Annotated in this window: 26 protein-coding genes; 17 read left to right on the top strand and 9 right to left on the bottom strand. The window is 70.9% G+C overall.

Annotated features, from left to right (window positions below; all coding sequences use genetic code 11):
- Positions 1 to 321 precede the first annotated feature (321 nt).
- From OG587_RS19040 to OG587_RS19015, 6 genes are all read left to right on the top strand, one after another.
- Positions 322 to 1302, top strand: coding sequence for a metal ABC transporter substrate-binding protein (locus OG587_RS19040; protein ID WP_329092108.1), 981 nt, complete (start codon positions 322 to 324; stop codon positions 1300 to 1302).
- Positions 1303 to 1338: 36 nt separating this feature from the next.
- On the top strand, positions 1339 to 2091 hold the full coding sequence (locus tag OG587_RS19035) for a metal ABC transporter ATP-binding protein (RefSeq protein ID WP_329093907.1): 753 nt from the start codon (positions 1339 to 1341) through the stop codon (positions 2089 to 2091).
- Positions 2088 to 2921, top strand: a complete 834-nt coding sequence (locus tag OG587_RS19030; RefSeq protein WP_329092106.1) for a metal ABC transporter permease — start codon at positions 2088 to 2090, stop codon at positions 2919 to 2921. Before OG587_RS19035 ends, OG587_RS19030 begins: the two co-directional genes overlap by 4 nt.
- The gene (locus OG587_RS19025; RefSeq protein WP_329092103.1) at positions 2918 to 3325 is read left to right on the top strand and encodes a Fur family transcriptional regulator; all 408 of its coding nucleotides are present in this window, start codon (positions 2918 to 2920) and stop codon (positions 3323 to 3325) included. The genes OG587_RS19030 and OG587_RS19025 overlap by 4 nt, the downstream gene beginning before the upstream one ends.
- 224 nt (positions 3326 to 3549) lie before the next feature.
- Positions 3550 to 4098 (top strand): CGNR zinc finger domain-containing protein, encoded by a 549-nt coding sequence (locus tag OG587_RS19020; protein WP_329092101.1) that lies wholly within the window; start codon positions 3550 to 3552, stop codon positions 4096 to 4098.
- Positions 4099 to 4183: 85 nt separating this feature from the next.
- Positions 4184 to 4678 (top strand): beta-class carbonic anhydrase, encoded by a 495-nt coding sequence (locus OG587_RS19015; protein WP_329092100.1) that lies wholly within the window; start codon positions 4184 to 4186, stop codon positions 4676 to 4678.
- A 162-nt stretch (positions 4679 to 4840) separates the two neighbouring features.
- Here OG587_RS19015 and OG587_RS19010 read toward each other — a convergent pair whose 3' ends face one another.
- Entirely contained in the window at positions 4841 to 5431 is a 591-nt protein-coding gene (locus OG587_RS19010; protein WP_329092098.1) for a TetR/AcrR family transcriptional regulator, read from the bottom strand.
- Between the two features lie 60 nt (positions 5432 to 5491).
- On the opposite strand from OG587_RS19010, the gene OG587_RS19005 reads away from it, so the two are divergent.
- Both OG587_RS19005 and OG587_RS19000 read left to right on the top strand, forming a co-directional pair.
- Positions 5492 to 6214: a DUF998 domain-containing protein gene (locus OG587_RS19005; RefSeq protein ID WP_329092096.1), complete on the top strand. Its 723-nt coding sequence runs from the start codon at positions 5492 to 5494 to the stop codon at positions 6212 to 6214.
- Positions 6211 to 6987, top strand: coding sequence for an SDR family NAD(P)-dependent oxidoreductase (locus OG587_RS19000; RefSeq protein WP_329092095.1), 777 nt, complete (start codon positions 6211 to 6213; stop codon positions 6985 to 6987). Before OG587_RS19005 ends, OG587_RS19000 begins: the two co-directional genes overlap by 4 nt.
- Positions 6988 to 7190: 203 nt before the next feature.
- Here OG587_RS19000 and OG587_RS18995 read toward each other — a convergent pair whose 3' ends face one another.
- Genes OG587_RS18995 through recO form a run of 3 tightly spaced genes read right to left on the bottom strand, consistent with a single transcriptional unit; the run spans position 7191 to position 9543 of the window.
- Positions 7191 to 7946 carry a crotonase/enoyl-CoA hydratase family protein gene (locus tag OG587_RS18995; RefSeq protein WP_329092093.1) on the bottom strand — a complete coding sequence of 252 codons (756 nt, stop codon included), beginning with the start codon at positions 7944 to 7946 and terminating at the stop codon, positions 7191 to 7193.
- Between the two features lie 44 nt (positions 7947 to 7990).
- Positions 7991 to 8809 (bottom strand): isoprenyl transferase, encoded by an 819-nt coding sequence (locus OG587_RS18990; RefSeq protein WP_329092090.1) that lies wholly within the window; start codon positions 8807 to 8809, stop codon positions 7991 to 7993.
- Positions 8806 to 9543 (bottom strand): DNA repair protein RecO, encoded by a 738-nt coding sequence (recO, locus tag OG587_RS18985; RefSeq protein ID WP_329092088.1) that lies wholly within the window; start codon positions 9541 to 9543, stop codon positions 8806 to 8808. The genes OG587_RS18990 and recO overlap by 4 nt, the downstream gene beginning before the upstream one ends.
- A gap of 170 nt (positions 9544 to 9713) precedes the next feature.
- Between recO and OG587_RS18980 the strand changes: the two genes are divergently transcribed.
- The 5 genes from OG587_RS18980 (at position 9714) to rocD (ending at position 14835) form a co-directional block, all read left to right on the top strand.
- Positions 9714 to 11288: a CDP-alcohol phosphatidyltransferase family protein gene (locus OG587_RS18980; RefSeq protein WP_329092086.1), complete on the top strand. Its 1575-nt coding sequence runs from the start codon at positions 9714 to 9716 to the stop codon at positions 11286 to 11288.
- Entirely contained in the window at positions 11285 to 11995 is a 711-nt protein-coding gene (locus OG587_RS18975; RefSeq protein ID WP_329092084.1) for a DUF5941 domain-containing protein, read from the top strand. Before OG587_RS18980 ends, OG587_RS18975 begins: the two co-directional genes overlap by 4 nt.
- Before the next feature lie 148 nt (positions 11996 to 12143).
- On the top strand, positions 12144 to 12641 hold the full coding sequence (locus OG587_RS18970; RefSeq protein WP_329092082.1) for an Lrp/AsnC family transcriptional regulator: 498 nt from the start codon (positions 12144 to 12146) through the stop codon (positions 12639 to 12641).
- A gap of 135 nt (positions 12642 to 12776) precedes the next feature.
- Complete coding sequence (gene ddaH, locus OG587_RS18965) at positions 12777 to 13571, top strand: dimethylargininase (protein ID WP_329092080.1); 795 nt, start codon at positions 12777 to 12779, stop codon at positions 13569 to 13571.
- A gap of 52 nt (positions 13572 to 13623) precedes the next feature.
- Positions 13624 to 14835 carry an ornithine--oxo-acid transaminase gene (rocD, locus tag OG587_RS18960; protein ID WP_329092078.1) on the top strand — a complete coding sequence of 404 codons (1212 nt, stop codon included), beginning with the start codon at positions 13624 to 13626 and terminating at the stop codon, positions 14833 to 14835.
- 161 nt (positions 14836 to 14996) lie between these two features.
- Here rocD and OG587_RS18955 read toward each other — a convergent pair whose 3' ends face one another.
- Positions 14997 to 16568 carry an alkaline phosphatase D family protein gene (locus OG587_RS18955; protein ID WP_329092077.1) on the bottom strand — a complete coding sequence of 524 codons (1572 nt, stop codon included), beginning with the start codon at positions 16566 to 16568 and terminating at the stop codon, positions 14997 to 14999.
- A gap of 258 nt (positions 16569 to 16826) precedes the next feature.
- On the opposite strand from OG587_RS18955, the gene OG587_RS18950 reads away from it, so the two are divergent.
- Positions 16827 to 18116, top strand: coding sequence for a Glu/Leu/Phe/Val family dehydrogenase (locus OG587_RS18950; protein WP_329092076.1), 1290 nt, complete (start codon positions 16827 to 16829; stop codon positions 18114 to 18116).
- 205 nt (positions 18117 to 18321) lie between these two features.
- On the opposite strand, the gene OG587_RS18945 is transcribed toward OG587_RS18950, so the two are convergent.
- Entirely contained in the window at positions 18322 to 18795 is a 474-nt protein-coding gene (locus OG587_RS18945) for a MarR family winged helix-turn-helix transcriptional regulator (RefSeq protein ID WP_329092073.1), read from the bottom strand.
- Positions 18796 to 18884: 89 nt separating this feature from the next.
- Here OG587_RS18945 and OG587_RS18940 point away from each other — a divergent pair, with 89 nt between their 5' ends.
- The 3 genes from OG587_RS18940 to OG587_RS18930 all read left to right on the top strand — a co-directional run bounded on the left by OG587_RS18940 (position 18885) and on the right by OG587_RS18930 (position 22647).
- Positions 18885 to 19973, top strand: a complete 1089-nt coding sequence (locus tag OG587_RS18940; protein WP_329092071.1) for a substrate-binding domain-containing protein — start codon at positions 18885 to 18887, stop codon at positions 19971 to 19973.
- Positions 19974 to 20075: 102 nt separating this feature from the next.
- Positions 20076 to 21491: an APC family permease gene (locus OG587_RS18935; protein ID WP_329092070.1), complete on the top strand. Its 1416-nt coding sequence runs from the start codon at positions 20076 to 20078 to the stop codon at positions 21489 to 21491.
- Positions 21492 to 21636: 145 nt separating this feature from the next.
- Positions 21637 to 22647, top strand: a complete 1011-nt coding sequence (locus OG587_RS18930) for an acetamidase/formamidase family protein (RefSeq protein ID WP_329092068.1) — start codon at positions 21637 to 21639, stop codon at positions 22645 to 22647.
- Between the two features lie 113 nt (positions 22648 to 22760).
- Here OG587_RS18930 and OG587_RS18925 read toward each other — a convergent pair whose 3' ends face one another.
- From OG587_RS18925 to OG587_RS18915, 3 genes are all read right to left on the bottom strand, one after another.
- Positions 22761 to 23648: a Gfo/Idh/MocA family protein gene (locus tag OG587_RS18925; RefSeq protein WP_329092066.1), complete on the bottom strand. Its 888-nt coding sequence runs from the start codon at positions 23646 to 23648 to the stop codon at positions 22761 to 22763.
- Positions 23649 to 23801: 153 nt separating this feature from the next.
- Entirely contained in the window at positions 23802 to 24746 is a 945-nt protein-coding gene (locus tag OG587_RS18920) for an NAD-dependent epimerase/dehydratase family protein (protein ID WP_329092064.1), read from the bottom strand.
- Positions 24747 to 24782: 36 nt separating this feature from the next.
- The gene (locus OG587_RS18915; RefSeq protein WP_329092062.1) at positions 24783 to 25130 is read right to left on the bottom strand and encodes a YrdB family protein; all 348 of its coding nucleotides are present in this window, start codon (positions 25128 to 25130) and stop codon (positions 24783 to 24785) included.
- Positions 25131 to 25144: the final 14 nt, after the last annotated feature.

The following is a 25144-nucleotide window of genomic DNA, read 5'->3' as shown; positions in this document are numbered from 1 at the left end:
GCCGCACCCCCACGCCGGGCGCCCACACCCTCAGCGCCGCGGCCTACCGGGAGCCGGGAGGTGCGGCCCGCGACACTCCTCACCGGGCTGAAGCCACCGCGTTCGCCCCACACCGACCGCCGAGGCCGGGGAGCGGCGGCTCCCCGGCCCGGCGACGAGAGCCCGGCCCGCGATACTCGCCCCCTTCGCCGGCCGGGCTCTCTGACGCCCGCGCCCCGTTCCAGTACGGTGGCTCCCCGCGCGTGGAGTGGCGCCCTCGGCGGGGCGTCGCGCGAGACTCGATTTTGACAACCGTTTTCATTTACGCGCATACTAGTCGACATGATGTCCGAGTCCTCCCGACGTATCCGCATACGTAATGTCAGCCTGGCTGCGTCCGCCGCCCTTCTCGCCGCCACCACCGCCTGCGGCGCCGAAGTCGGCTCGACCAGCGGCGACTCACCCGGGGGGGCGTCGAGCGCCTCCACGGACGGGAAGACCGCCGTCACCGCGGCCATGTATCCCCTGCAGTGGCTCGCCGAGCGGGTGGGCGGCCCCGACTCGGCCGTCACCGGCCTGACCAAGCCCGGCGTCGAGCCGCACGATCTGGAGCTGTCCCCGATCCAGGTGGGCGGGCTGGAGACGACGGGGCTCGTCGTCTATATCAGGGGCGTCCAGCCCGCGGTGGACGAGGCCGTCGAGCAGCACGCCGCCGACCGGGCCTTCGACGCGGCCACCGCGGTCACCCCCCTTCCCGCGGTCGCGGAGGAGGAACACCACGGTGAGGAGGGACACGACCACGAGGAGACCGGTTACGACCCCCACCTCTGGCTCGACCCGGCTCGCTTCGCGACGGTCGCCACCAAGCTCGGCGAGAGGCTGGCCGCCGCCGACCCCGCGCACGCGCGGGGCTACCGGGACCGCGCCGCCGCCACCGCCGCCGACCTCACCGCCCTGGACCGGGAACTGGCCAAGGGCCTGGCCACCTGCTCGTCGGACGCGATCGTCACCAGCCACGCCGCGTTCGGCTATCTCGCCGACCGCTACCGGCTGCACCAGATCGGTATCAGCGGCCTCGATCCCGACGCCGAGCCCTCTCCCGCCCGCCTCGCCGAAGTGGCAAAAGTGGCCAAGCAGGAGAAAGTAACTACGATTTTCACCGAAACCCTCGTCAGCCCGAAGGTCGCCGAGATTCTCGCCCAGGAGGTCGGTGCGAAGACCGCGGTTCTCGACCCGGTGGAAAGCCGGCCGTCGAACGGCGACTACCTGTCCGCCATGCGCCAGAACCTCTCCACACTCCAGACAGCGCTCAGCTGCTCGTAAAGGTCACACGTGACATCCAGCAAAACGGTTTTCACCATGAACGGCGGCCAGGTCAACCTGGACCGCCGTCCGGTGCTTCGCGGTATCGACCTGTCCGTCGAACCCGGCGAGGCGGTGGCGGTGCTCGGCGCGAACGGGTCGGGGAAGTCCACCCTCATCCGCGCCCTGCTCGGCCTCGTCCCCCTGTCCGGCGGCGAGACCCTCCTGTACGACAGTCCTCCCACCCGGTTTCGCGAATGGTGGCGGATCGGCTACGTCCCCCAGCGGCTATCGGTGGGCGGGGGCGTGCCGACCACGATCCGCGAGGTCGTCGCCTCCGGCAGGATCGCGAGGCAGCGACGCCTGCGCCTGACCGGCGCGGCCGACCGCGAGGCGACCGGCAGGGCCCTGGCGGCCGTCGGCCTGGCCCACCGCGCCTCCGACCCGGTGCAGGCGCTGTCCGGCGGGCAGCAGCAGCGGGTGCTGATCGCCCGCGCCCTCGCCGGAGAGCCCGACACCTTCGTCATGGACGAGCCCACCGCGGGCGTCGACTCCGAGAGCCAGCTGCTCCTCGCGAAGACGCTGTCCGCACTCGTCGAGCAGGGCAAGACGGTCCTGCTGGTCGCGCACGAGCTGGGCCCGCTGGAGCCCCTGATCACCCGGGCGGTGGTCCTCAGGGACGGGTACGTGTGCCACGACGGCCCGCCGCCCCGGGCGGTCGGCACGCACGCGCTGCCCGGCCACGACCACGTGCACCCGCACGGCGAGGAGGAGCCCGTGAGCCCGCTCGACTGGAGGCCGACCTCGTGATCGAGCTTCTGCGGTTCGACTTCATGCAGCGGGCACTGATCGCCGCCCTCCTGGTCGGCCTGGCCGCCCCCGCCATCGGCACGTTCATGGTGCAGCGCCGCCTGGCCCTGCTGGGCGACGGCATCGGGCACGTCGCGCTGACCGGCGTGGCCCTGGGCTTCCTGACCGGAACCGCCCCGGTGCTGACGGCCGTGCTGGTCTCGATACTGGGCGCCGTGGCCATCGAGCTGGTCCGCGAGCGCGGCAGGACCAGCGGGGACGTGGCGCTCGCACTGCTGTTCTACGGCGGTATCGCCGGGGGCGTGCTGCTCATCTCGCTGGCCCCCGGTGGCAGCAACGCCACGCTGATGTCCTACCTGTTCGGCTCGATCAGCAGCGTCGCCGTCGAGGACGTGTGGGTGATCGGCCTGCTGGCGGTGGCGGTGCTCGGCGTGGTGACCGTCTTCGGGCGGGAGCTCTACGTGCTGTGCCAGGACGAGGAGGTCGCCAAGGCCAGCGGCCTGCCGGTCCGCTTCCTCAGCCTGCTGATCGCCGTGACCGCCGCGCTGACTGTGGTCATCGCCATGCGCGTCGTAGGATTGCTTCTGGTGAGCGCGCTGATGGTGGTGCCGGTGGCGACCAGCCAGCAGCTCACCCGGGGGTTCGTGAGCACGATGTTCCTTTCCATGCTGTTTGGGATGATCTCCACGGTCGGTGGCCTGACCTCCTCCTTCTACGTCGAGGTCCCGCCGGGCGCGATCATCGTCATCGTTGCTCTCACGGGGTTCGTCCTCGCCCTCGGGCTCGGTAGATTCGTACGTCGAAGCCGACCTCAGGAGTCCAGCCCATGAGCAACAGGCGTGATGCCGTCCACGCGATCCTCCGCCAGAGCGAGGGTTTCCGCAGCGCGCAGGACGTCTACGCGGAGATGCGCGCGGAAGGCGCCAAGATCGGACTGACCACCGTCTACCGGGCGCTCCAGGCGCTCGCCGACACCGGCCACGTCGACGTGCTGAGAACCGACGACGGTGAGTCGGTCTACCGGGCGTGCGCCAGCGGCGACCACCACCACCACCTGGTCTGCCGCACGTGCGGCCGTACGGTGGAGGTGGCCGGGCCCACGGTGGAGCGCTGGGCCGAGGCCATCGGCTCCGAGCACGGCTTCACCGAGATCACCCACACGGTGGAGGTCTTCGGGACCTGCGCCTCCTGCTCCACCGCCGCCAAGCCGCTCCGCACGCCGAGTCGCGCCTGAGCGGACGCCCCGGCGAGACGCGGGTACGGAAGAGCGGTTCAGGACGCAGCAGACACATCATGACGTACCAGGACATGATTCCGCGGGAAGCCTCATGACCCGGGGCACGCCACGGCGATGGGCGCACGCGAGGGGGCGCCGGAAGCCCACGGGAGAGATACGCTTCCGACACGGCGAGCCGCCGTACGCGCCTCCACGCTGCAACCGCTTCTACAGGAGTCAACATGCCATTCGGACATGACATGGTGCACTCACTCGCCACCGCGGTCGACCTGGTCAACACCTCCCCTTCCACCGGAGGCGAGGAAACCCTGACCGACCTGCGAAAACTCGGCGACTTCGTGGCACGCTGGGAGGTCAGCGGGATCGGCGAGCTGAACGCCGCCGACCTGACCCAGGTGCGCGCGCTGCGCGAGGCCTTCCACAAGGTCTTCACCGCCCCGGACCAGCCCACCGCGGTCATCCGGCTGAACACCCTGCTGAGCGGGACCCGCATCACCCCGCGCCTGGCGGAGCACGACGGCCACCCCCTGCACGTCCACTACTTCGCGCCGGACGCCTCGCTGCACGAGCACCTCGCGGCCGACATCGGGGTCGCCCTGGCCCACCTGCTCGTCGAGGGCGAGTGGGAGCGCCTGCGCACCTGCTCGGCGCCCGACTGCGACCACGTCTTCGTGGACGAGTCACGCAACCGCTCACGGGTCTACTGCGACAGCCGCACCTGCGGGAACCGGATGCACGTCGCCGCCTACCGCGCACGACGCCGGGCCTGACGTCACTCTCCGCTAATACCTATTGACTGAGTAGGTAATGCGGGTAGGTTGTGACGTGACGTCGCCTACCCCCGAGGAGAAGCCCATGAGCGTCACCGACGAGCTGCTCGCCAACGCCGAGCGTTACGCGGAGACCTTCACCAGGGGCCACCTGCCCCTGCCGCCCGCACGCGGGCTGGCCGTGCTGGCCTGCATGGACGCCCGCCTCAACCCGTACGGCCTGCTCGGGCTCTCGGAGGGCGACGCGCACATCATCCGCAACGCGGGCGGCGTGGTGACCGCCGACGAGCGCCGCAGCCTGGCCATCAGCCAGCGCCTGCTCGGCACCAGGGAGATCATCCTCATCCACCACACCGACTGCGGCATGCTCACCTTCACCGACGACGACTTCAAGCGGCAGATCCAGGACGAGGTCGGGGTCAAGCCCGACTGGGCGGCCGAGGCCTTCACCGACCTCGACGAGGACCTCGTCCAGTCTCTCCACCGGATCAGGAACGACCCCTTCATCCCGTACACCGACTCGGTGCGTGGTTTCGTCTACGAGGTGGAGACCGGCCGCCTGCGCGAGGTCAAGGCCTGACCGCCGAGGCACCTGCCCCGCGACGTCCGAGATACCGGTCCTCGCGGGGCCGGAGCGTCAGGAACGGCGGAGGGACGGCGCGGGGCGGCCCGCGAGTCAGTGGTGGCCATTACGCCCTGTGCGGGCGCGGGCCTCGGGGAGGCCGGGCAAAACAGGGCAGGGCTATGCCCCGTGCGCGCGAAGCAGGAACAGCGTCTGGTTCAGCGCGTTGGCCAGGTGTTTCGTCGATCCGGTCGCCTTGTCCAGGACGGCGCCGCCCTCGAGGGCGGAGATGACCAGCGAGGAGAGTTGCTCAACAGGGGCGCCGGGCCCCAGGAGGCCGGTGTTCCTCATGGCCTCCAGACGCTCACGCAGCACCTCGTCCCAGTAAGTGAAGACGCGGCCGATCACGACACGCTCGTCGGGATTGCTGTCGAGCGCCCGGCCTGCGAGGGCCGCGACTTCACAGGCGTCGTCCTGCGACTGCTGGGCATGCAGGCCGATGATCTGCCCGAACCAGTCTTCCCAGTCCTCCCAGGTGAGCAGGCTCGCCGGCATGCCGTAGTCGGTGAGGCGCTCCAGCTGCCGTTCCGTGGCCGCCCGGTGCAGCTCGTCCTTCCCGCCCGGGAAGTAGTGGAAAAGCTGTCCCTTGCTGGTCTTGGTGACGTGCATCACCTCGTCGAGGTTGAGCCTGGCCGCACCGCCGGCCACCAGCAGATCCACCGCCGCCTCAAGGATGCGCCTCTTCGTCGCCTCACCTTTTGTCGTGGTCATGATGTGAATCTACTATTTCTGGACTTGCAAGTCCAAATTTATGGAACGAAACTCGTGGCCGTGAGAGTTCCGAATGTCTCGCGCGCCGTCATCGGCAAGGTGCTCCTGCCGCTCGCCGCCGTGCAATACGTCGTCCTGGAGGCCGTGGCCGCCGCCGCGTGGCACGACCCGCCCTACAACTACGCCGTCAACTTCATCTCCGACCTCGGCAACCCCGTGGCCGGCGACGTCTTCGACGGCCGCACCATCAACTCGCCCCTTCACCTGGTGATGGACACGGCGTTCATCGCTCAGGGCGTCCTGTTCGCCGCCGCCGCCGCCGTGTTGCTCCACCCCCTCTACCGGGCGGCGGGCCGCCGCCTCGGCAAGGCGCTGCTCGTGCTCGCGGTCCTGCACGGCATTGGGGTGATCATGGTCGGTCTCTTCCCCGAATCCGCCGCCGCGCTGACCAACGGCGTCATCATCGCCCACGGCATCGGCGCCGCGACCACGATCATCACCGGCAACGTGATCGCGATCGTCGTGGCCGCCGCCGGGCGCGGACTTGCGGTCCCCGCCTGGCATCGCGTCCTCGGTTTCACCCTCGGAGTGCTGGGCCTGGCCGCGTTCGTGCTGCTTCAGGTCAACCACTCGCTCTACGTCTCCGCGGGCGGCGTCCCGGAGCGGATCGCGGTCTACACGATCATCGCTTGGGAGGCTGTCACGGGCATCGCGCTTCTCGTCTCCCGTACCGGGGTCCGGCCCATCACCTCAGCCACCATGAAGAAGGAATCCATCGCATGAGTGCCACCACCGCCACCTACCGGCGTCTCGCCGGACGCCGTGCCCTCGTCACCGGCTCAACCTCCGGCATCGGCCGTGCTGTCGCGGAAGCCCTCGCCCGCGAGGGCGCGACCGTCGTTGTCTCCGGCCGTAACGAGACCGCAGGTGCCGCGGTCGTCGAAGCGATCACGACGGCCGGCGGAACCGCCCACTTCGTCGCAGCCGACCTCGCCGAGGGAGCCGCCGCCGTCGAGCGGCTCGTCGCCCAGGCAACAAAAGCCGCCGAAGGGCCGATCGACCTGCTCGTCAACAACGCCGCCCAGCTGATCCCCGCACAATCTCTGCTCGACGTCGACGAGGCACTCCTCGATCGTGCCCTCGCGGTCAACGTCAAAGCGCCCGCTCTTCTCACCAAGGCAGTGGTCCCGGGCATGCTCGAGTCCGGCAGTGGCGCGATCATCAACATGGGCTCGATCAACGGCACGGTCGGCATGGCCGTGGCAGCCCTCTACGGCGCGACCAAGGCAGCCCTGCACTCGCTCACCGCCTCCTGGGCAGCCGAGCTCGCCGCCGATGGCATCCGCGTCAACACCGTCGCCCCTGGCCCGACCATGACGCCCGCCAACGCCGCCTTCCACGACAACCTCCGGCAACTGACCGCGGGCCAGCCTGACAGACGCCCCGGCACCGGTGAGGAAGTCGCCGCCGCGGTGGTCTTCCTCGCCGGCGACGAGGCGTCACACATCCATGGCGCGACCCTTCCCGTCGACGGCGGCTTCCTCGCCGCCCGATGACACCGCCCCTGCGCCGAAGAGGCCGGGGTCGGCCACGCGAAGACGCGCTCGACGGCGGCGGCCTGCGCATCCGCACGCCCACCCGGGCGTACCGCAGGGTGACCGCGGCCAGCGCCCAGGCATCGCGGGCGGATCACTACCGGGGCCCCGTCAAAGGGCGGTCAAAGGGCGCCGCAGGCACCGTGACGACCGGCTCTCACGACTCAGAAGGCGCCGTGGCGGCCGACTCCCGCGGCGAAGCGGGACGCGCCGGCCACCGCGCCGGGCAGGGCGTTCAGGCCGTGGCGCAGCTCCCCCGCCATCGCCTCCCGCTCCGGCAGCCCCTCCTGCTCCAGCACCGACAGGCGGTCGCCGCGCATGCACTCCTGGGGGAAGCGCGCGAGGGCGGCGGCCAGGTTCTCGGCGGCGGCGCGCGAGGTGCCGGTCGGCACCACCCGGTTGACCAGCCCCATGCCGAGGGCCTCCGCGGCGGCCACCGGACGGCCGGTGAGGATCATGTCCATCGCCCGGCCCGTCCCGACCAGCCGCGGCAGCCGGACGGTGCCGCCGTCGATCAGCGGGACGCCCCAGCGGCGGCAGAAGACCCCGAACACCGCGTCCTCCTCGGCCACCCGCAGGTCGCACCAGAGGGCCAGCTCCAGCCCCCCGGCGACCGCGTGCCCGGCGACGGCCGCGATCACGGGCTTGCCGAGCCGCATCCGGGTGGGCCCCATCGGCCCGTCCCCCTCGGCGTCCACCCGGTTGGCACGGCCCTCGGCGACGGCCTTGAGGTCGGCTCCCGCGCAGAACGTGCCGCCCTCGCCCCACAGCACGGCCACCGCCGCGCCGGGGTCGGCGTCGAAGTCGCGGAAGGCGTCGGCGAGCGCTCGGGCCGTGGGGCCGTCGACGGCGTTGCGGACCTCGGGCCTGGAGAGCACGACGGTGGTGACGGGCCCGTCGCGTTCGATCCTGACAGTCATCCGGGGGCACCTCTCAGCGGGTCGGCGTCACCCGGAACATAACATTATTCTGCGGAGGCGCCGGGAGCACCCGAGGAGTCCCTGGCGGACGGGACCGCGTTCGGCACCGCTCCCCCGTATCTCCTGTCGCGCTTGGCGTACGTCTCGCAGGCCTCCCACAGATCGCGGCGGTCGAAGTCGGGCCAGAGGCGGTTGAGGAAGACCATCTCGGCGTACGCCATCTGCCAGATCAGGAAGTTGGAGGTGCGCTGCTCGCCCGAGGACCGTACGAACAGATCGACGTCGGGAATCTGCGGCTCGTCCAGATAGCGGGCGAAGGTCTCCTCCTTCACCCGGCCCGGCTTGACCCGCCCGTCGGCGATGTCCTGCGCCAGGCGCAGGGCGGCGTCCACGATCTCGGCGCGGCCGCCGTAGTTGACGCAGAACTGCAGGGTCAGCGTGGAGTTGCCCTCGGTCATCTCCTCGGCGTCGCGCAGCTCCTGGATGACGCTCCGCCACAGCCGCCCGGGGCGGCCCGCCCAGCGGACCCGCACGCCCAGCGCGTGGAGCTGGTCCCTGCGGCGGCGGATGACGTCGCGGTTGAAACCCATCAGGAAGCGGATCTCGTCGGGAGAGCGCTTCCAGTTCTCCGTGGAGAAGGCGTAGGCCGACAGGTAGGGGATGCCGAGCTCGATCGCGCCCTCGATCACGTCGAAGAGCGACGCCTCGCCCGCCTTGTGGCCCTCGGTGCGGGGCAGGCCGCGCTGCTTGGCCCACCGCCCGTTGCCGTCCATCACGATCGCCACGTGCCGGGGCACGAGGTCGCGCGGGATCGGGGGCGGGGTGGCGCCGGAGGGATGCGGGACGGGTGGGCGGACGTTCACGTGGCGAGCTCCCTTTCTACGTGTCGAAGAGAGCGTATGCCGTGTTCGAGATGCCATTGGAGATATGCCGCAACCAGGCCGCTGCACTCGGCGCGGTGCCGGGCGACGGAGGCGTCCGCGGTGAGCCAGTCGCCCTTGAGCAGCGCCAGCATCAGGGCGAGGGTCTCCCCCTCGGGCACCGCCGCGCCCGCGGGACGGCAGGCCCCGCACACCACGCCGCCGGCCACGATGGCGAAGGCCCGCACCGAGACGGCCTTGCACCGGGCGCAGGCGTCCAGGGCGGGGGCGTAACCGGCGACGGCGAGGGAGCGCAGGAAGTAGGCGTCCAGGACGAGCCTGGCCTCGTGGTCCCCCGAGCCGAGCGTGCGCAGGCCGCCGACGAGCAGCAGGAACTGGCGCAGCGCCGGCTCCTTCTCCCCCATCACCAGGCGGTCGGCGGTCTCCAGCATCGCGGAGCCCGCCGTGTAGCGCGGGTAGTCGGAGACGAGCGGCTCGCCGTACGGCCTGATGGTCTCGGCCTGGGTGATCATGTCGAGCGTGCGGCCGGTGTGGAACTGGAGGTCGACGTGGGTAAAAGGTTCGAGCCGGCCGCCAAATCGTGATGTTGTCCGCCGGACCCCCTTGGCGACCGCCCGGATCTTGCCCATCCGCCGGGTCAGGACGGTGACGATACGGTCGGCCTCGCCCAGCTTGTGGGTGCGCAGGACGATGCCGTCGTCACGGTACAGACTCACCCGCACAGTGTAGTGGGACCGTCCACTTGGCAGAGGTGGAACCATGATCAAACGACACGGATAGATCACCGGTGCGTGTTGTTCACCTAAAACTCACTAAACTTTGGCCTCTGGCGAAATGCCGCCCCCGGTTATACCGCCCCACACCCGTCTCCGCACGAAAGGGTGCCATGCCCCGCGTGGTCCTGCTGGGCTCATCGCCCGGCCCCGATGCCGCTCCCGGCCAGGCGACGCCCGCCGCGTTGACCCTGCCCGCGCTTCCCGGCTGCCCCACGGTGATCGGCAAGCTGCACGGTCAGCTCGCCTCACTCGACCCCGAGCCGGTGACGATCGTCCGCTCGGGCGACGCCGCCGCCCACCGGGGCTTCCCCGGCAGCCTCGTCGAGACCTCCGACCTCGCCGGTGACCTGCGCGCCGTGGCCGACGCGGTCGAGGGCGCCACCGAGAGCCTGCTCTTCCTGCCGGCCAACTCGCTGATCCACGACGAGCTGATCTACCAGATCACCAAGTCGAAGCGCGGAGCCCTCGCGCTGATCACCAAGGAGCCGCGCGAGGAGGACGAGAACGGCGACGTCATCGTCCCGGACGTCCCGATCGACGAGGCCCTGCCGGAGATCGGCGACCGGAGGCTGGAGGGCCTGCCCGTCCGGGTACGCGCCCGCAAGTCCCGGGTCATCTCGGTGGGCTCGGCCTTCCACGGGGTGACCAGGCCCAACTCGGTCCTGCTCGGCCCGCTGCACCTGCACCACAAGCACGCGCCCGTCCTCGCCGAGGCCGCCCGCGAGCTGGCCGACATGGCCCACCTGCTGGGTCCTGACGACGACCTGGTCCAGCTGCTGGTGCTGGGCCTGGTGCGCAAGGGCGTCTCCGTCGGCATCCGCGGCCGCCGCGACCTGTTCTTCCGCCGGGTCTCCACCCCCGAGCAGGCCGCCGAGGCGCTGGCCGAGATGGCCACGTTCAACGAGGACAAGGCACGGCTGAACAACGCGGTGAAGGGCGCCGACGGCTTCTTCACCACGTACTTCGTCAGCACCTACTCCCGGTTCATCGCCCGATGGGCGGCCAGGCGGGGCCTCACCCCCAACCAGGTCACGCTGATCTCGATCGCGCTGGGGGTGGCGGCGGCGCTGTGCTTCGCCACCGGCGATCGGGCCGGGATGGTCGCGGGTGGCGTGCTGATCTACTTCGCGTTCGTGTTCGACTGCGTGGACGGCCAGGTCGCGCGGTACGCCCGCAAGTTCGGCGTGCTCGGGGCGTGGCTGGACGCCACGTTCGACCGGTTCAAGGAGTACGTGGTCTTCGCGGGCCTGGCGGTCGGCGCGGCGGTCTCCGGCGTGGGCGACGTCTGGACGCTGGCGCTGATCGCGCTCGGCGTGCAGTCCATCAAGCACCTCCTCGACTTCTCCTACGGCGCGGCGAACCGGCGCAAGCCCCCGTCGCCGCTGCCCTCGGTGGCGCTGTCGATCAGCGCCGACACCGGCCTGCGCCAGGCGCTGGAGGAGCGCAAGAACGCCAGGACCGGCGGGATCCGCAACCTGCTGAAGATGTGGGGCCGGGCCGGTAGATACCGTTCCGTGCACTGGGCCCGCAAGATGATCGTGTTCCCCATCGGCGAGCGCTTCGCCGCCATCGCGATCGTCAGTGCCCTGTTCGACGCCAGGATCACCTTCCTGACGCTGATCATCTGGGGCGGCATCGGGGCCGCCTACTCGCTCACCGGACGCCTGATGAGGTCTCTCGCATGATCACCCAGCCGCAGACCACCCCCGTTCCGGATCCGTACGAGGAGCGGCTGCGCGTGCAGACCGCCCGGCTGCTCGCCTACCGCGACGACGGCCCGCTGGTGACGCTGCTCCGCGACAGGGTGGGACCGGGGCTGCCCCCGGTGCCCGCCGCGCTCGCCGCGCTGCTGGCGATCGTCGCGATGGCCGTGACCGGGATGCTGGTGGACGGGCCGATCCTGCTCGTCCCGGTGCTGGTCATGCTCGTCCTGGTGCTGCCCACCGCGGCCCGCGACCACCTCGGCAAGCTCGACTGGCTGACGCCGCCGCTGATCCGGGGGACCGAGTTCCTCACGATCATCCTCATCGGCCTGGCGGCCGACGCGCCCAAGTGGCTGCTGTACGTGCTGATCTACGTGATCGGCTACCACACCTACGACACGGTGTACCGGACGCGGCAGAGCATCTGGCCGGCCCCCTGGGTGTTCCGGGCCGGGCTGGGCTGGGAGCTCCGGCTGCTGCTGATCGGCGCCGGTGCCGCGCTGGGCGTGCTGACGTGGGTGCTGGCCGCGCTCACGCTCTACCTCGGCGTGCTGTTCGCGGTCGAGAGCGTGACGAGCTGGGTCGGCCTGGACAAGCAGACGGCGAACGCCGCGCAGGCGAGCGACGACCTGGAGACCTCCCCCGAGGAGGCCCAGGAGCAGGCCACCGGCGAGGCCGACCAGACCTGACCTGACCTGACCTGAACCTCACGAACGGCGAATGCCGCCGGACGAATCACCCGTCCGGCGGCATTCGTGCGTCCGGGCCGGCCGCCACCGCCGCTCACTCGCCGCCCACCGCGAACCCGCGCCGATCCGAAGCGGTATACAGGTCTGCGTGGAACTGGACAGGCTGGATCGCGACATCATCGGGGCGCTCGTCGAGGACGCCCGCGCCACGTACGCGGAGATCGGGCAGCGGGTGGGCCTGTCGGCGTCGGCGGTGAAACGCCGGGTGGACCGGCTGCGCGAGACCGGCGCCATCACCGGGTTCACCGCCCGGGTGGAGCCCGCGGCGCTCGGCTGGACCACCGAGGCCTACGTGGAGCTGTACTGCGCGGGCAAGACCTCGCCGTCGGAGATCGGGGTGGCCATCGGCCGCCATCCCGAGGTGGTCTCGGCGTGCACCATCACCGGTGAGGCCGACGCGCTGCTGCACATCAGGGCCACCGACGTGCGGCACGTGGAAAGGGTGATCGAGCGCATCGCCGCGGAGCCGTTCGTGGTGCGGACCAAGAGCTCCATCGTGCTCTCCCGCCTGATCGAGGCACCCCTGGTGACCTCGCGCAGCGAGCCGTTCATCGCCCCGCACAACGAATCGACGTTCCTGGCCTGAAGCACGCGGGAAACCCGCGTCAGCGCGCAAAAGCAGGCTCTTGGCCTGCGAGAACGCTGTTCCTAGGCTGATGACGCCGCCATCGGGACCGTGACGGCGGCTGTCATCACGATCTTTTCATATGCGGGGTTATCCATGACGAGGCACTACCTCATGTGTCGGCCCGACCACTTCGCGGTCGAGTACGCGATCAACCCGTGGATGCGCCCCGAGGCCGGAGCCGACCGCGAGGTGGCGATCAGGCAGTGGGAGACGCTCAGGAGCGCCTACGAGGAGCTCGGGCACCGCGTCAGTCTCATCGAGCCGGTGGAGGGCCTGCCGGACATGGTCTTCGCCGCCAACGGCGCGCTGGTCGTGGACGGCCGCGTGTACGGCGCGCGGTTCACCCACCCGCAGCGCGCGGCCGAGGGGCCGGCGTACCTGCGGTGGTTCGTCGACAACGGCTACGAGCGGGTCCGCGACGCGGCCTTCGTCAACGAGGGCGAGGGGGACTTCCTCACGCTCGACCACCTGGTACTGGCCGGGACCGGGTTCCGCACCGACATCACCGCGCACAAGGAGGCCCAGGAGTTCCTCGGCCGCCCGGTGGTGACGCTGCAACTGGTGGACCCCCGGTTCTACCACCTGGACACCGCACTCTTCCCGCTAAACGGACATAACGTGGCATACTTCCCGGGGGCCTTCTCTCCGGGGAGCCAGGAGGTGCTCCGCAACCTCTTCCCCGACGCCGTCATCGCGAGCGAGGACGACGCGGCCGTACTGGGCCTCAACGCCGTCAGCGACGGCGTCAACGTGGTGATCAACGTCGAGGCCGCCGACCTGCAGCTCGAACTCAAGCGCCGGGGCTTCGAGGTCATCCCGGTGGATCTGTCGGAGCTTCGCAAGGCGGGCGGCGGTCCCAAGTGCTGCACGCTGGAAATCCGGGCATAGTGCCCGACATCACGGCCACGGACCAGACAAACCAGGGAGGGGCGGATATCGGATGACCGGCACCGACGACTTCATCGAACTGAGCGAGCGCCGCAGCGCGCACAACTACCACCCCCTGCCCGTCGTGATCCGCGAGGCGCAGGGCGCCTGGGTCGTCGACGTGGAGGGCAGGCGGTTCCTCGACTGCCTGTCCGGCTACTCCTCCCTGAACTTCGGGCACGGCAACCCGAAGATCATCGCAGCGGCCCAGGAGCAGCTGTCGCGGCTCACCCTGACCAGCCGCGCCTTCTTCCACGACCAGTTCGCCACCTTCGCCGCCGGGCTGGGCGACCTCACCGGCAAGGACATGGTCCTGCCGATGAACACCGGCGCCGAGGCCGTGGAGACCGCGATCAAGGTGGCCCGCAAGTGGGGCTACGAGGTCAAGGGCGTGGCCGCCGAGCAGGCCAACATCATCGTGATGGAGGACAACTTCCACGGCCGGACCACCACGATCGTCGGCTTCTCCACCGATCCCGACGCCCGGGGCGGCTTCGGCCCGTACACCCCCGGTTTCAGGATCGTGAAGTACGGCTCCGTCGAGGCGATCCGCGAGGCCGTCGACGCCAACACGGTCGCGGTGCTGCTGGAGCCCATCCAGGGCGAGGCCGGGGTGCTGGTACCACCGGACGGCTACCTCACCCAGGTCCGCGAGCTGTGCACCGCGGAGAACATCCTGATGATCGCCGACGAGATCCAGTCGGGTCTCGGCCGCACCGGCGAGACCTTCGCCTGCGACCACGAGGGCGTCGTCCCCGACATCTACGTGCTGGGCAAGGCTCTGGGCGGCGGCGTCGTCCCGGTCTCGGCGATCACCGCGAACGAGGACGTGCTCGGCGTGATCAGGCCGGGGCAGCACGGCTCGACCTTCGGCGGCAACCCGCTCGCCTGCGCGGTCGCGAACGCGGTCATCGAGCTGCTCGGCACCGGCGAGTACCAGGCGCGGGCCAGGGAGCTCGGCGAGGTCATGCACGAGAGGCTGCGCGGGCTGATCGGCCACGGTGTGATCACCGTGCGCGGGCGCGGACTGTGGGCGGGGATCGACATCGACCCGTCGCTGGCCAGCGGGCGGGAGGTCTCCAAGGCGCTAATGGCCCACGGCGTCCTGGCCAAGGACACCCACGGCTCGACCATCCGCCTCGCCCCGCCGATCGTCGTCTCCGAGGAGGACCTCCTGTGGGCGGTCGACCAGCTCGGCGCGGTCCTGGAGGAACTCGCGAGGTGACCCCTGAGTTGCGGGAGTCAGCTCGGTGCGGTCCTGCGGGAACTGCGAGGTGATCCCTCCGGTGCGGCCCGCGCCCCGGTGGGGCGCGCCGCACCGGAACCGCCGCTCCGCCGAGCGACGCCCGGATCCGCCGGCGGACGGCTGAGCGACGCCAGGGCCCTCTAGTGGACGGCGGAGTCCGCACCCAGCTCCACGACGGTGATCTCCGAGACCTCGGTGCCCGCGGCGGTGTCCCAGCGGACCGACGTGGGGTTCGTGTCCAGGGAGAGGATCGCCACCGCGTTGGAGAACCACGGGCCGTTGGTGATCCGCCACTTGAACGGCGGCTTGGGGATCTTCGCCGTACGGGAGAGCGAGCGGCCGATCAGACTCGCGACGCCGAACTGGGCGACGATGTTGGCCAGGCGCAGGGTGCGGCTCAGCGGGTTGCGGATCGGGGAGCAGACCAGCTGGTAGATGGGGAGCCCGCGCGCCTTGGCCACGTAGGAGTAGTGCACGTCCCCGGAGAGCATGATCACCGGCTTTCCCAGCCCGGCCAGCAGCTTGGACAGGTCCTCGAACGAGCGGCGGAAGGCCGCCCAGTGCTCCAGGTCGACGGCCTGGCGCAGGGCCTCCGACCAGCGGGCCACGGTCTTGCCCCAGGCGCCCTGGGCCAGGGCCTCGTTCCAGTTCTGGATGTGGTGGATGCCCGCCGGGAGCAGGAACGGCACCGAGGAGCCGATCACGAAGCGCTTCGCGCCCCCCTTGTGGAGCTGCTCGGTGAGCCACTCCCACTCCACCGGGTCGATCATGCGCCGGTCCGCGGGGTCGAGCTGGCGGGAGCAGCGGGAGTCGAGCATGATCAGGCGGGTGTCGCCGAGGTCGCGGGCGTAGCTCCACCGGCTGTCGGCGGGAACGTCGTAGGCGTGCTCGGCGAAGACGTCGAGGACCTCGGCGCCGTCCCCCTCTGCCGCGTACACCTTGCTGAGCACCTCGTCCGAGGCGCGCTCGGCCGGCGACATGTTGCCCAGGTGCTGGTAGACCCAGTAGGCGCCGATCCCGGAGACCACCCGGTGCCGCCACCACGGGACGTCCTCCATCGCCGTGCGCCAGGAGATGGAGGTGTTGAAGTCGTCGCGCAGGTCGTGGTCATCGAAGATCATCGCGGTGGGCACCGTGGAGAGGAGCCAGCGGATCTCCGGGTCGGTCCACGCCAGGCGGTACAGCTCGGCGTACTCCTCGAAGTCGGCGATCTCCTTCTTCGGGTCGGTGTCCCTGCGGCTCGCGATGAACTCCAGCATCTCGGCGGACGGCTCGTCGGCGTAGACCTGGTCGCCGAGCAGCAGCAACAGATCGGGCCAGCGCTCGTCGGACGCGTCCGGCAGGGTGCCGCCGTACGCGCGCAGCACGTCCACCCCGTGGGAGATCGTGTACACGAGGTCGTGCGGCACGCTGGTCCGGCAGGAGCCGAACATCACCCGGTTCGGACCGTCCGGGCCGAGCAGCCGGATGCGGCTCGGCGGCCGGTCGGGCAGGGGCCACACGGTCTCCCCGTCCAGGCGCACCTCGTAGGTCCCGCCGCCCTCCACGTCCACGAGCGCGTAGTGGTGACCGTGGACGGTGAACGTCCTGGCCTCCGAGCGCACGTCGCCGACCTCGACCGTCACCTCGCACGGCTCGCTCGTCTCCACCCACACCGACGCGCTCGTCTCGTCCACGTAACGCAGCATCGGTCCGACCACAAGTTCCGGCACGTTCATCCCCTCAGCCACTGCACAACGCCGGGACCCCTGACCAGGTCCTGGCAAATCTGCGTGTTACTCCCAGATTGCCCAGGGGGGCCGGCAGATAACAACGCACCTCCCGGTCGCGGGCCCGCGACCGGGTCAGGGAATCAGTCATGAGAACGAAACACGGTCCGTCCCTGCGGGCAAAAAACCACACCTAGTCTGATCGTGACCATGTGCCCCGAGCGGAGCAAAGGCGCTCCACTCACCGTACGGAGGTTTCCCTTGAGAACGCTCACGGTGCCGTCGACGACGCCGGCCGCCACCGCTTCCGTCAGTCCGGGCCGGCAGGCCCTCGACTCCGCGCTGTTCCAGCTCGACCAGGCGGCGGACCGGCTGGACCTGGACGACAGCCTGCGCGCCATGCTCGCCACTCCCCGCCGCTCGCTCACCGTCTCGGTTCCGGTCCGCCTCGAGGACGGCCGGATGGACGTCGTGCAGGGTTTCCGGGTGCAGCACAACACTACCCGCGGCCCGGCGAAGGGCGGCATCCGTTTCCACCCTCGCACCGACGTCCACGAGATCACCGCCCTGGCCATGGGCATGACGTGGAAGTGCGCGCTGGCCGGGGTTCCCTACGGGGGCGCCAAGGGCGGCGTCTCCCTGGACCCCGCCTCGCTGAGCGCCCGCGAGCTGGAACGGGTCACCCGGCGCTACGTCAACGAGGTCCTGCCGATCATCGGCCCCGAGAGGGACATCCCGGCCACCGACGTCGGCACCGACGAGCGGACCATGGCCTGGATCATGGACACCTACTCGATGAACGCGGGCTACCCGGTGCCCGGCGTGACGATCGGCGGTCCCGTGACCCCCGGCGGCGCGCCCGACCGGGTCGGGGCCACCTCCCGCGGCGTGCGGATCGCCGCGCTCAGGGCCCTGGGCGGTTCCCCCGAGGGCCGCACCGTCGCGATCCAGGGCTTCGGCAAGGTCGGCGCCCCCGCCGCGCGCTACCTCGCCGACGCGGGCTGCCTGGTGGTCGCGGTCTCCGACCGTACCGGGGCCGTGATCGACCGCTCCGGCCTGGACGTCGACGACCTGCGGGCGTGGTCGGAGGAGACCGGCGGCGTACGCGGCTACCGCCGGGCGGACGCGCTGTCGTGGGAGGAGTTGCTGGAGCTCGACGTGGACGTGCTCGTCCCCGCCGCCATGGAGGGGGCGATCACCGAGGAGAACGCCGTCCGGGTCAGGGCCAGTCTGATCGTGGAGGGCGCCAGCTCCCCCACCACGCCCGGGGCGGACCGCGTCCTCGCCGACGCGGGCGTCACCGTGGTCCCCGACATCCTGGCCAACGCGGGCGGCGTGATCGTCTCCTACCTGGAGTGGCTGCAGGACATGCAGGCGCGCCGCTGGAGCGCGCGCGAGGTCGACGCGAGGCTCCGCGGCATCGTGGAGGACGCGTTCGACACCACCGCGACGGTCTCGGCCGAGTGCGGGATCACCCTGCGCCAGGCGGCCCATGTGATCGGCGTCGGCCGGGTCGCCGAGGCCCACCGGGCGCGCGGGCTGCACCCCTGACGCCGTGAGGGGACGTGCGATGGATCCCGAGGCCGCGGATCAGAGCGTGTCATGAATTCGGAGGCCATGAGGGGACGCGTCATCGATCCCACAACCGAGGACCGGAGCGTGTCATGAGCTCAGAGGCCGTGAGGGGACGCGTCATAGACCTCACAACCGCGGACCGGCGTGTGTCATGAACTCGGAGGCCGTCGCCCGGGGCGCGTCACGAGCGGCTCAGGCCGCCCGGGGCACGCTCCGGGGCCGCCGGAGCCTCGTCCAGGGCGGCGACCAGCCTTTCCAGGTCCCGCATGAGCCGCTCGGTGCGCTCGGTGCCGTAGACCGCCTCGATCAGCCGGTGGTGCTCGGCCACCCCGCCCTCGACCCGGGCGAGCAGCTCGGAGCCACGGTCGGCGAGGAAGACGGCGACCTTGCGGCGGTCGCCCGGATCATGGCCCCGATAGACGAGGGAACGGTCGATGAGCCGGTCGATGGCCTTGGTCAGCGTCGGATGCGGCATCAGCACGGCCTCGGCCAGGTCGCCCATCGAGTGCCCCCGGCCGTCGGCGAGGGCGCGCAGGATGCGCCACTGCTCGACGGAGACGTCCTCGGCGGTCACCGCGGCGGCGAGTGCCCGGTTGACGCTGCGCTCGGCCCTGCTGAGGAGGTAGGCGAGCGAGGATCCCAGCCCGGTCGTCACCACATGGAGCTCCCGTCTGCGTCACGATCCGTGTCCCGTCCAGGTAACGGGACTGCCGTACCCATCCATTCCGGAGGATACTCGTCCCTGTGGCAGAAGCCATCACACCCGTCATAGAACCCCTGGAAGCCCAGCTGCTCCGGGGTGACGCGCTGCGCGTCGGACTGGTCGTGCCGATCTCCGGTGTGCTCGGCCTGGTGGGTCCGTGCGCGATCAACTGCGCGATCCTCGCCGCCGACGAGGTGAATCTCGCGGGCGGGATGCTCGGCAGGCCTGTGGAGCTGGTCCTGGTCGACGGCGGCCGTCCGGCGGCCCAGGTGGCCGCCGAGGTGGCGGGGCTCGCGCGCTGGGGCGCGATCGACGCCGTGGTCGGCACCCACGGCAGCGACGTCAGGATCGAGCTGGTGCGGGCGCTGGCCGGGAGGGTGCCGTTCGTCTACGCGCCGCCGTACGAGGGGGGCGGCCACGCGCCCGGGGTCTACTTCCTGGGCGAGACCCCGGCCCGCCAGCTGCGGCCCGGCCTCGACTGGCTGATCGACCGGCGCCGGGCGCGCAGGTGGTTCCTGCTCGGCAACGACTACGTCTGGCCGCGCCTGGTCCACGGGGCGGCCAGACGCCACCTCGCCGCACGGGACGTCGGGGTCGTCGGCGAGCTCCTGGTGCCGTACGGCATGCGCGACATCCCCTCGATCCTGGAGAGGCTGGTCGCCGGCAGGCCCGACGCGGTGCTGCTCAGCCTGATAGGCAGCGACCTGGTCGCCTTCAACCGGGCCTTCGCGGCGGCCGGGCTGTCGTGGCCCCGGCTCTGCGGCGCGCTGGAGGAGCACGGCCTGCTCGGCATCGGCGGTGACGCCACCGGCGAGCTGTACGGGGCGATGGGTTACTTCGCGAGCCTGGTCACCGACGACAGCCTGAGCCTCGGCGAGCGCTACACCCGCCGGTTCGGCTCGACCGCGCCGCTGCTCAACGGGCACGGGCAGGGGTGCTACGAGGCGGTGCTGATGCTCGCCGCGCTGGGCTCGCGCGCCGGGACGCTCGCCGTGCCCGAGGTGGACGCGATCGCCGACGGCACCTCCATCGTCACCGCCCGGGGACGGCTGACCCTGCGCGGACACGGGGTGCGGCGCCAGGCGCACATCGGCCGGGCCGACGGGCTGGACTTCGACATCGTCCGCTAGGCGCGCGGCGGGTCAAAGTCGGGCAAAAACTTCCGACTGAAAACTTTTCCTTTGCAAAGAAAAGTTCTAGGGTACGGCTGCACCCACTTCAAGGAGCCGTACATGACAACCGAGCCCTCACTGGAGCAATTCGGCTACCGCCAAGAACTCCGCAGGTCACTGAGCTTCACCGACCTGCTCGTCTACGGCCTGATCTTCATGGTCCCGATCGCGCCGTTCGGCATCTTCGGCGGCGTCTTCCAGGCCTCGGGTGGCATGGTCGCCCTCGCGTACGCCATCGGCATGGTCGCGATGGCCTTCACCGCGCTCTCGTACGCGCAGATGGCCCGCGCGTTCCCGATGGCGGGATCGGTCTACACCTACGCGGGCCGCGGCATCGCCGCGCCCGTCGGCTTCCTGGCCGGGTGGGTGATCCTGCTCGACTACGTGCTGGTGCCCGCCCTGCTCTATCTCATCGCGAGCGCGGCGATGGCCTCCTTCGTGCCCGCCATCCCCGTCTGGGGCTGGCTGATCGTGTTCGTGGTGCTCAACACGGTCGTGAACTACACGGGCATCCAGATGACCGCGCGCATCACGAAGATCATGCTGATCGGCGAGCTCATCGTGCTGGCGATCTTCATGATCGTCGGCGTGGTCGCCCTGGCCCAGGGCAAGGCCCAGGCGGGCGCGCTCAGCCCGCTCTTCGACTCCTCGACCTTCTCCTGGTCGCTCGTCTTCGGCGCGGTCTCGATCGCGGTCCTGTCCTTCCTCGGCTTCGACGGCATCTCGATGATGGCCGAGGAGAGCCGCGAGGACTCGCGGCGGCTCGGCAAGTCCATGGTCGCGGCGCTGGGCCTGGCCGGGGTGCTGTTCATCGCGCAGACCTGGGTGGCCGCGCTGCTCACTCCCAACCGGGCCGACCTGCTGACCAAGGGCGACCCCGCGGGCACCGCCTTCTACGACATGGCCGAGTTCGCCGGGGGCCACTGGCTCAGCGTGCTGACCGCGGTCGCCACCGCCATCGCCTGGGGCTTCGCCAACTCCCTGGTCGCCCAGGCCGCCACCTCCCGCCTGCTGTTCGCGATGGCCCGCGACCGCCAGCTCCCCTCCTTCCTGGCCAGGATCCATCCCAAGCACAGGGTGCCCGTCAACGCCACCCTCGTCGTGGCCGCGATATCCCTGATCGTCGGGCTCTACCTGACCACCCGCGACGACGGCATCACGCTGATCAGCGGGCTGGTCAACTTCGGCGCGATGACGGCCTTCCTCGCGCTGCACGTGTCGGTGGTCGTCCACTACGTCGTGCGCCAGGGCAGCCGCGACCTGTGGCGGCACCTGGTCGCCCCGGTGCTCGGCTTCGCGATCCTGCTCTACGTCGTGATCAACGCCAGCATCGCGGCCCAGACGCTCGGCGTCGTCTGGTTCGTCGTCGGCCTGGTGGTGCTCGGCGTCTCCTACGCCACGGGCCGTCGCCCCACCCTGGCCGGACTCGTCGACACCCCCGCCCCCGGCACGTCCGCGACGTCCGGCAAGCCCTGAAAGCCCACGACCCCCATCCCGCCGACCCGACAGCTTGCGAGGGCAGAACCGTGTTCGAGATCTTCCAGGAGGTCGAGGAGGGGCTCGGCTCCTTCCGTACCCCCGCCGCCCCCACCGCGAAGCGCGTTACCGCAGTGGGTGCGCGATGAACGTCTTCTCCTACCGGCCCGCGCCCGAGGACCTCAGCTACACCTTCGGCGGGCGGCCCGCGGTGGCCAGGGTCGCCCCCGGCTCGATCGTCGAGACGTACACCGAGGACTGCTTCGGCGGCCGGGTGAGGTCGGTGGACGACCTGCCCTCGCGCGTCTGCGAGTTCCCCTACCTCAACCCGGTCACCGGCCCCTTCCACGTCGAGGGGGCCGAACCCGGAGACACGCTCGCGCTGCACTTCGTCTCCATCGAACCCGCCAGGGACTGGGCCGTGTCGGCCACGTTCCCGCATTTCGGCGCGTTGACCGGCACCCACACCACCGCCATGCTCACCCCTCCCCTGGAGGAGCTGGTGTGGCGCTACGACATCGACACGGCCGCGGGCGTGGTCCGCTACCACGCCCGCAGGAGCGACTTCACGGTCGAGTTGCCGCTCGACCCGATGCACGGCACGGTCGGCGTCGCGCCCGCCGCGTCCGAGGCCCGTATGACGATCACCCCGGACGCCCACGGCGGCAACATGGACACCCCCGAGCTGCGCGCCGGGGTGACCGTCTACCTCGGCGTCAACGTCGAGGGCGGGCTCTTCGCGATCGGCGACGGGCACGCCAGGCAGGGGCACGGCGAGGTGTGCGGCACCGCCGTGGAGGCGGCGATGAACACCGTCGTCGCCGTGGAGCTGATCAAGGGGGTGAGCACCCCGTGGCCCCGCCTGGAGGACGACGGCCACCTGATGTCCACCGGCTCGGCCCGCCCGCTGGAGGACGCGTACCGGATCAGCCAGCACGACCTGGTCACCTGGACCTCCGAGCTCACCGGCCTGGACCCCCTGGACGCCTATCAGCTGGTCAGCCAGATCGGCGAGGCACCGGTCGGCAACGTCTGCGACACCAACTACACGATGGTCGCCAAGCTTCCCAAGTCCACCCTCGGCCGTCCGGAGGTCTACGAGTCGGCCCACGATCGCCTGCGCGCCCTCGGCCGGCGGTATCTGGCCGAACGCTGACCGGGGCCGTCCCCGCCGGGAACCCGGCGGGCCGGCCGCCCGCGTCGTGCCACCGGGGCGCGCGACGCGGACGGCCGGCTCACGGCGCGGACCGTCGACTCAGAGCGAGACGGTCAGCCCGCGGCGGCGACGATGTCCTCGCAGAGCGCGTGGGTGGCCAGGGCGTCGTCGGCGCCGAGCACGGTGCCGGAGCGGACCGCGTCGAGAAACTCCAGGCAGACCTGTTCGATGCCCCTCTGTCGGGAGACCGGGGTCCAGTCGCCTCGCCTGGTGAGGATCTCGGCGTCGGCGTGGTCGGTCACGTCGGCCAGGTTGACCACGCGGCGCTTGGAGCCGCCTCCCATCACCTCCACGGTCTCCTCGGCCGCGCCGCCCATCCTGTTCATGATGCCGAAGGCGGTGAAACCGTCCCCGGACAACTCCAGCGTCACGTGCTCCAGCAGCCCGTCCCTGACCCGGGTGCGGATGCCGGTGTGCTCGACCTCGCCCGGCACCAGGAACCTGAGGGTGTCCACGACGTGGATGAAGTCGTCGTAGACGACGGTCCGCGGGTCGGCGGGGTGGCGCGCCCGGTGCTTCTGCATCACCACCAGATCGCGGGGAAGCTCGCGCAGGGCCGCGTAGGACGGCGCCCTGCGCCGGTTGAAACCGACGAGCAGCGACCGCTCGCTCTCGCGCGCCAGCCGTACCAGGCGCTCGGACTCGGCGAGAGTGTAGGCGATCGGCTTGTCCAGGTAGACGTGGACGCCCGCCCGCAGCAGCGGCTCGACGACCTTCGCGTGCGCGCCGGTCGCGACGTGCACGAAGGCCGCCTCGATCCCCGCTCCGAGCACCTCGTCCACCGAGGAGAAGCGGCGCTCGACCCGGTAGGCGTCGCCGAGGCGGTCGAGCGTGGCGCGGTCGCGGGTGCACAGGTGCAGGTCGAGGCCGGGGGTCGCGCCGAGGACCGGCAGGTACGCCTTCTCCGCGATGTCCCCGAGGCCGATGACAGCGATCTTCATGCTCAGAGCGTACGGCGTGCCCCCCGGTCCCACTTCGGCGCGTACGCCGCGGCCCATCCCGGCGCGTACGCCCGCGGTCCCCGGCCCGCCCCCGCTCCCCTGGCTTCCCCGCCCCCGCGCCGCTCCTCCGCGTATGGCGTGGGACGTCTCCTCCTACGCCGCCACGGCCAGGCGGTCGCGCCACCACGCGAGCGTCGCGGCCAGCGCCTCGTCCATCGGGGTCGGCGCGATGCCGAAGACGGCCTCGGAGGCGCCGGAGTCGAGGACGAAGGGGCGGACGACCTGGTAACGCATCTCCTCCAGCTCCCTGAGCATCGGCGAGAAGGACCCGGCGGCGCGCAGCAGCCAGTGGGGCAGGGCCTTGACCCCCGGGTCGGGGACTCCGGCGAGCGCGCACAGGCGCTCGGCGACCTCGCGCGCCGTCATCGGCTCGTTCGTCGGGACGTGCCACGCACGGCCCCAGGCGCGGTCGCCCTCGCCCGCCGCGACCAGGGTCCGCGCGACGTCGGGCACGTAGGTCCAGCTGTGCGGCTGGGCGGGGTCGCCGGCGAAGCGGACGGTCTTACCGGACAGGAGCTTGGGGACGAACCTGTCCCCGAGGTGTGACTGGTCGAGGCAGCCGGGGCCGAAGTAGTCGGATCCGCGCACCTCGGTAACCCTGGCCCGGCCCGCCTCGTGCGCGGCCAGGGCCTCCCGCCACACCTTGACCCGTATCGCGCCCTTGACGCTGGGCGGGTCCAGCGGGTCGTCCTCTCTCATCGGCCGGTCGGGCGCCGCGTAGCCGTAGAGGTTGCCGAGGATGACGTACCCCGCGCCGGTGGTCTCGGCGGCTCCCAGCAGTGACGCGGCGAGCGGCGGCCAGTCGCGTGCCCACTCGTGGTAGCGCGGGTTGACGCAGTTGTAGAGGACTGCGGCACCCCGGGTCAGGGTGGTCAGCCCCTCGCGGTCGCCCGCGTCGGCGGCGACCCTGCGGACGCCCGGCAGGTCGGGCCCCGAGCCCGAGCGGCTGACGAGGACGACCTCGTGCCCCTGCCTGGCCAGCAGCCGGGCGACCTCGGAGCCGACCTGACCGGCTCCCGCGATGACGTGCTTGGCCATGATCCTTCTTCCTTCGGTGGTGATTGACGTGCCGGCTCACTGGTTCCAGACGAGCCGGAGGACGGCGTTGTTGAGGACGAAGACGGCGGCGAAGGCGATCCCGGGGACGAGGTGGCCCGCCATGACCAGCGCCGTGGCGCCGCCGCCGAACCAGAGCACCTCAAGGACGACGCGGGCGAAGCCGGTGAGCGGGATCGCCGGGTTGTTGGGCGCGCCGAAGACCGCCCAGATCGCGATGAACAGGCCGGGCCCGCCGAGGCCGAGGAGCAGCTTCAGCGGCCAGTTCGGGCCCACGACGAAGCCCCAGTGACCGACGGCGGCCAGCACGCCCAACTCCAGCAGGAACATGACGAGGAGGTTGACGTTCTTGGCCTGGGACAGCATGGAGGCTCCTTGAG

It is taken from the genome of Streptosporangium sp. NBC_01469 (assembly GCF_036227305.1).
Lineage (GTDB): Bacteria > Actinomycetota > Actinomycetes > Streptosporangiales > Streptosporangiaceae > Streptosporangium.
This window is presented reverse-complemented; position numbering and strand designations above follow the sequence as displayed.

Bases quoted from the DNA above. Each gene is read 5' to 3' on its own strand.
- OG587_RS19000 (WP_329092095.1), top strand. From the start codon at position 6,211: ATGAGTGCCACCACCGCCACCTACCGGCGTCTCGCCGGACGCCGTGCC.
- rocD (WP_329092078.1), top strand. From the start codon at position 13,624: ATGACCGGCACCGACGACTTCATCGAACTGAGCGAGCGCCGCAGCGCG.
- OG587_RS18980 (WP_329092086.1), top strand. From the start codon at position 9,714: ATGCCCCGCGTGGTCCTGCTGGGCTCATCGCCCGGCCCCGATGCCGCT.
- OG587_RS18925 (WP_329092066.1), bottom strand. From the start codon at position 23,648: ATGAAGATCGCTGTCATCGGCCTCGGGGACATCGCGGAGAAGGCGTAC.
- OG587_RS18930 (WP_329092068.1), top strand. From the start codon at position 21,637: ATGAACGTCTTCTCCTACCGGCCCGCGCCCGAGGACCTCAGCTACACC.
- OG587_RS19035 (WP_329093907.1), top strand. From the start codon at position 1,339: ATGAACGGCGGCCAGGTCAACCTGGACCGCCGTCCGGTGCTTCGCGGT.
- OG587_RS19025 (WP_329092103.1), top strand. From the start codon at position 2,918: ATGAGCAACAGGCGTGATGCCGTCCACGCGATCCTCCGCCAGAGCGAG.
- OG587_RS19040 (WP_329092108.1), top strand. From the start codon at position 322: ATGATGTCCGAGTCCTCCCGACGTATCCGCATACGTAATGTCAGCCTG.
- OG587_RS19015 (WP_329092100.1), top strand. From the start codon at position 4,184: ATGAGCGTCACCGACGAGCTGCTCGCCAACGCCGAGCGTTACGCGGAG.
- OG587_RS18920 (WP_329092064.1), bottom strand. From the start codon at position 24,746: ATGGCCAAGCACGTCATCGCGGGAGCCGGTCAGGTCGGCTCCGAGGTC.
- OG587_RS18975 (WP_329092084.1), top strand. From the start codon at position 11,285: ATGATCACCCAGCCGCAGACCACCCCCGTTCCGGATCCGTACGAGGAG.
- OG587_RS18995 (WP_329092093.1), bottom strand. From the start codon at position 7,946: ATGACTGTCAGGATCGAACGCGACGGGCCCGTCACCACCGTCGTGCTC.
- OG587_RS18915 (WP_329092062.1), bottom strand. From the start codon at position 25,130: ATGCTGTCCCAGGCCAAGAACGTCAACCTCCTCGTCATGTTCCTGCTG.
- OG587_RS19020 (WP_329092101.1), top strand. From the start codon at position 3,550: ATGCCATTCGGACATGACATGGTGCACTCACTCGCCACCGCGGTCGAC.
- OG587_RS19010 (WP_329092098.1), bottom strand. From the start codon at position 5,431: ATGACCACGACAAAAGGTGAGGCGACGAAGAGGCGCATCCTTGAGGCG.
- OG587_RS18935 (WP_329092070.1), top strand. From the start codon at position 20,076: ATGACAACCGAGCCCTCACTGGAGCAATTCGGCTACCGCCAAGAACTC.
- ddaH (WP_329092080.1), top strand. From the start codon at position 12,777: ATGACGAGGCACTACCTCATGTGTCGGCCCGACCACTTCGCGGTCGAG.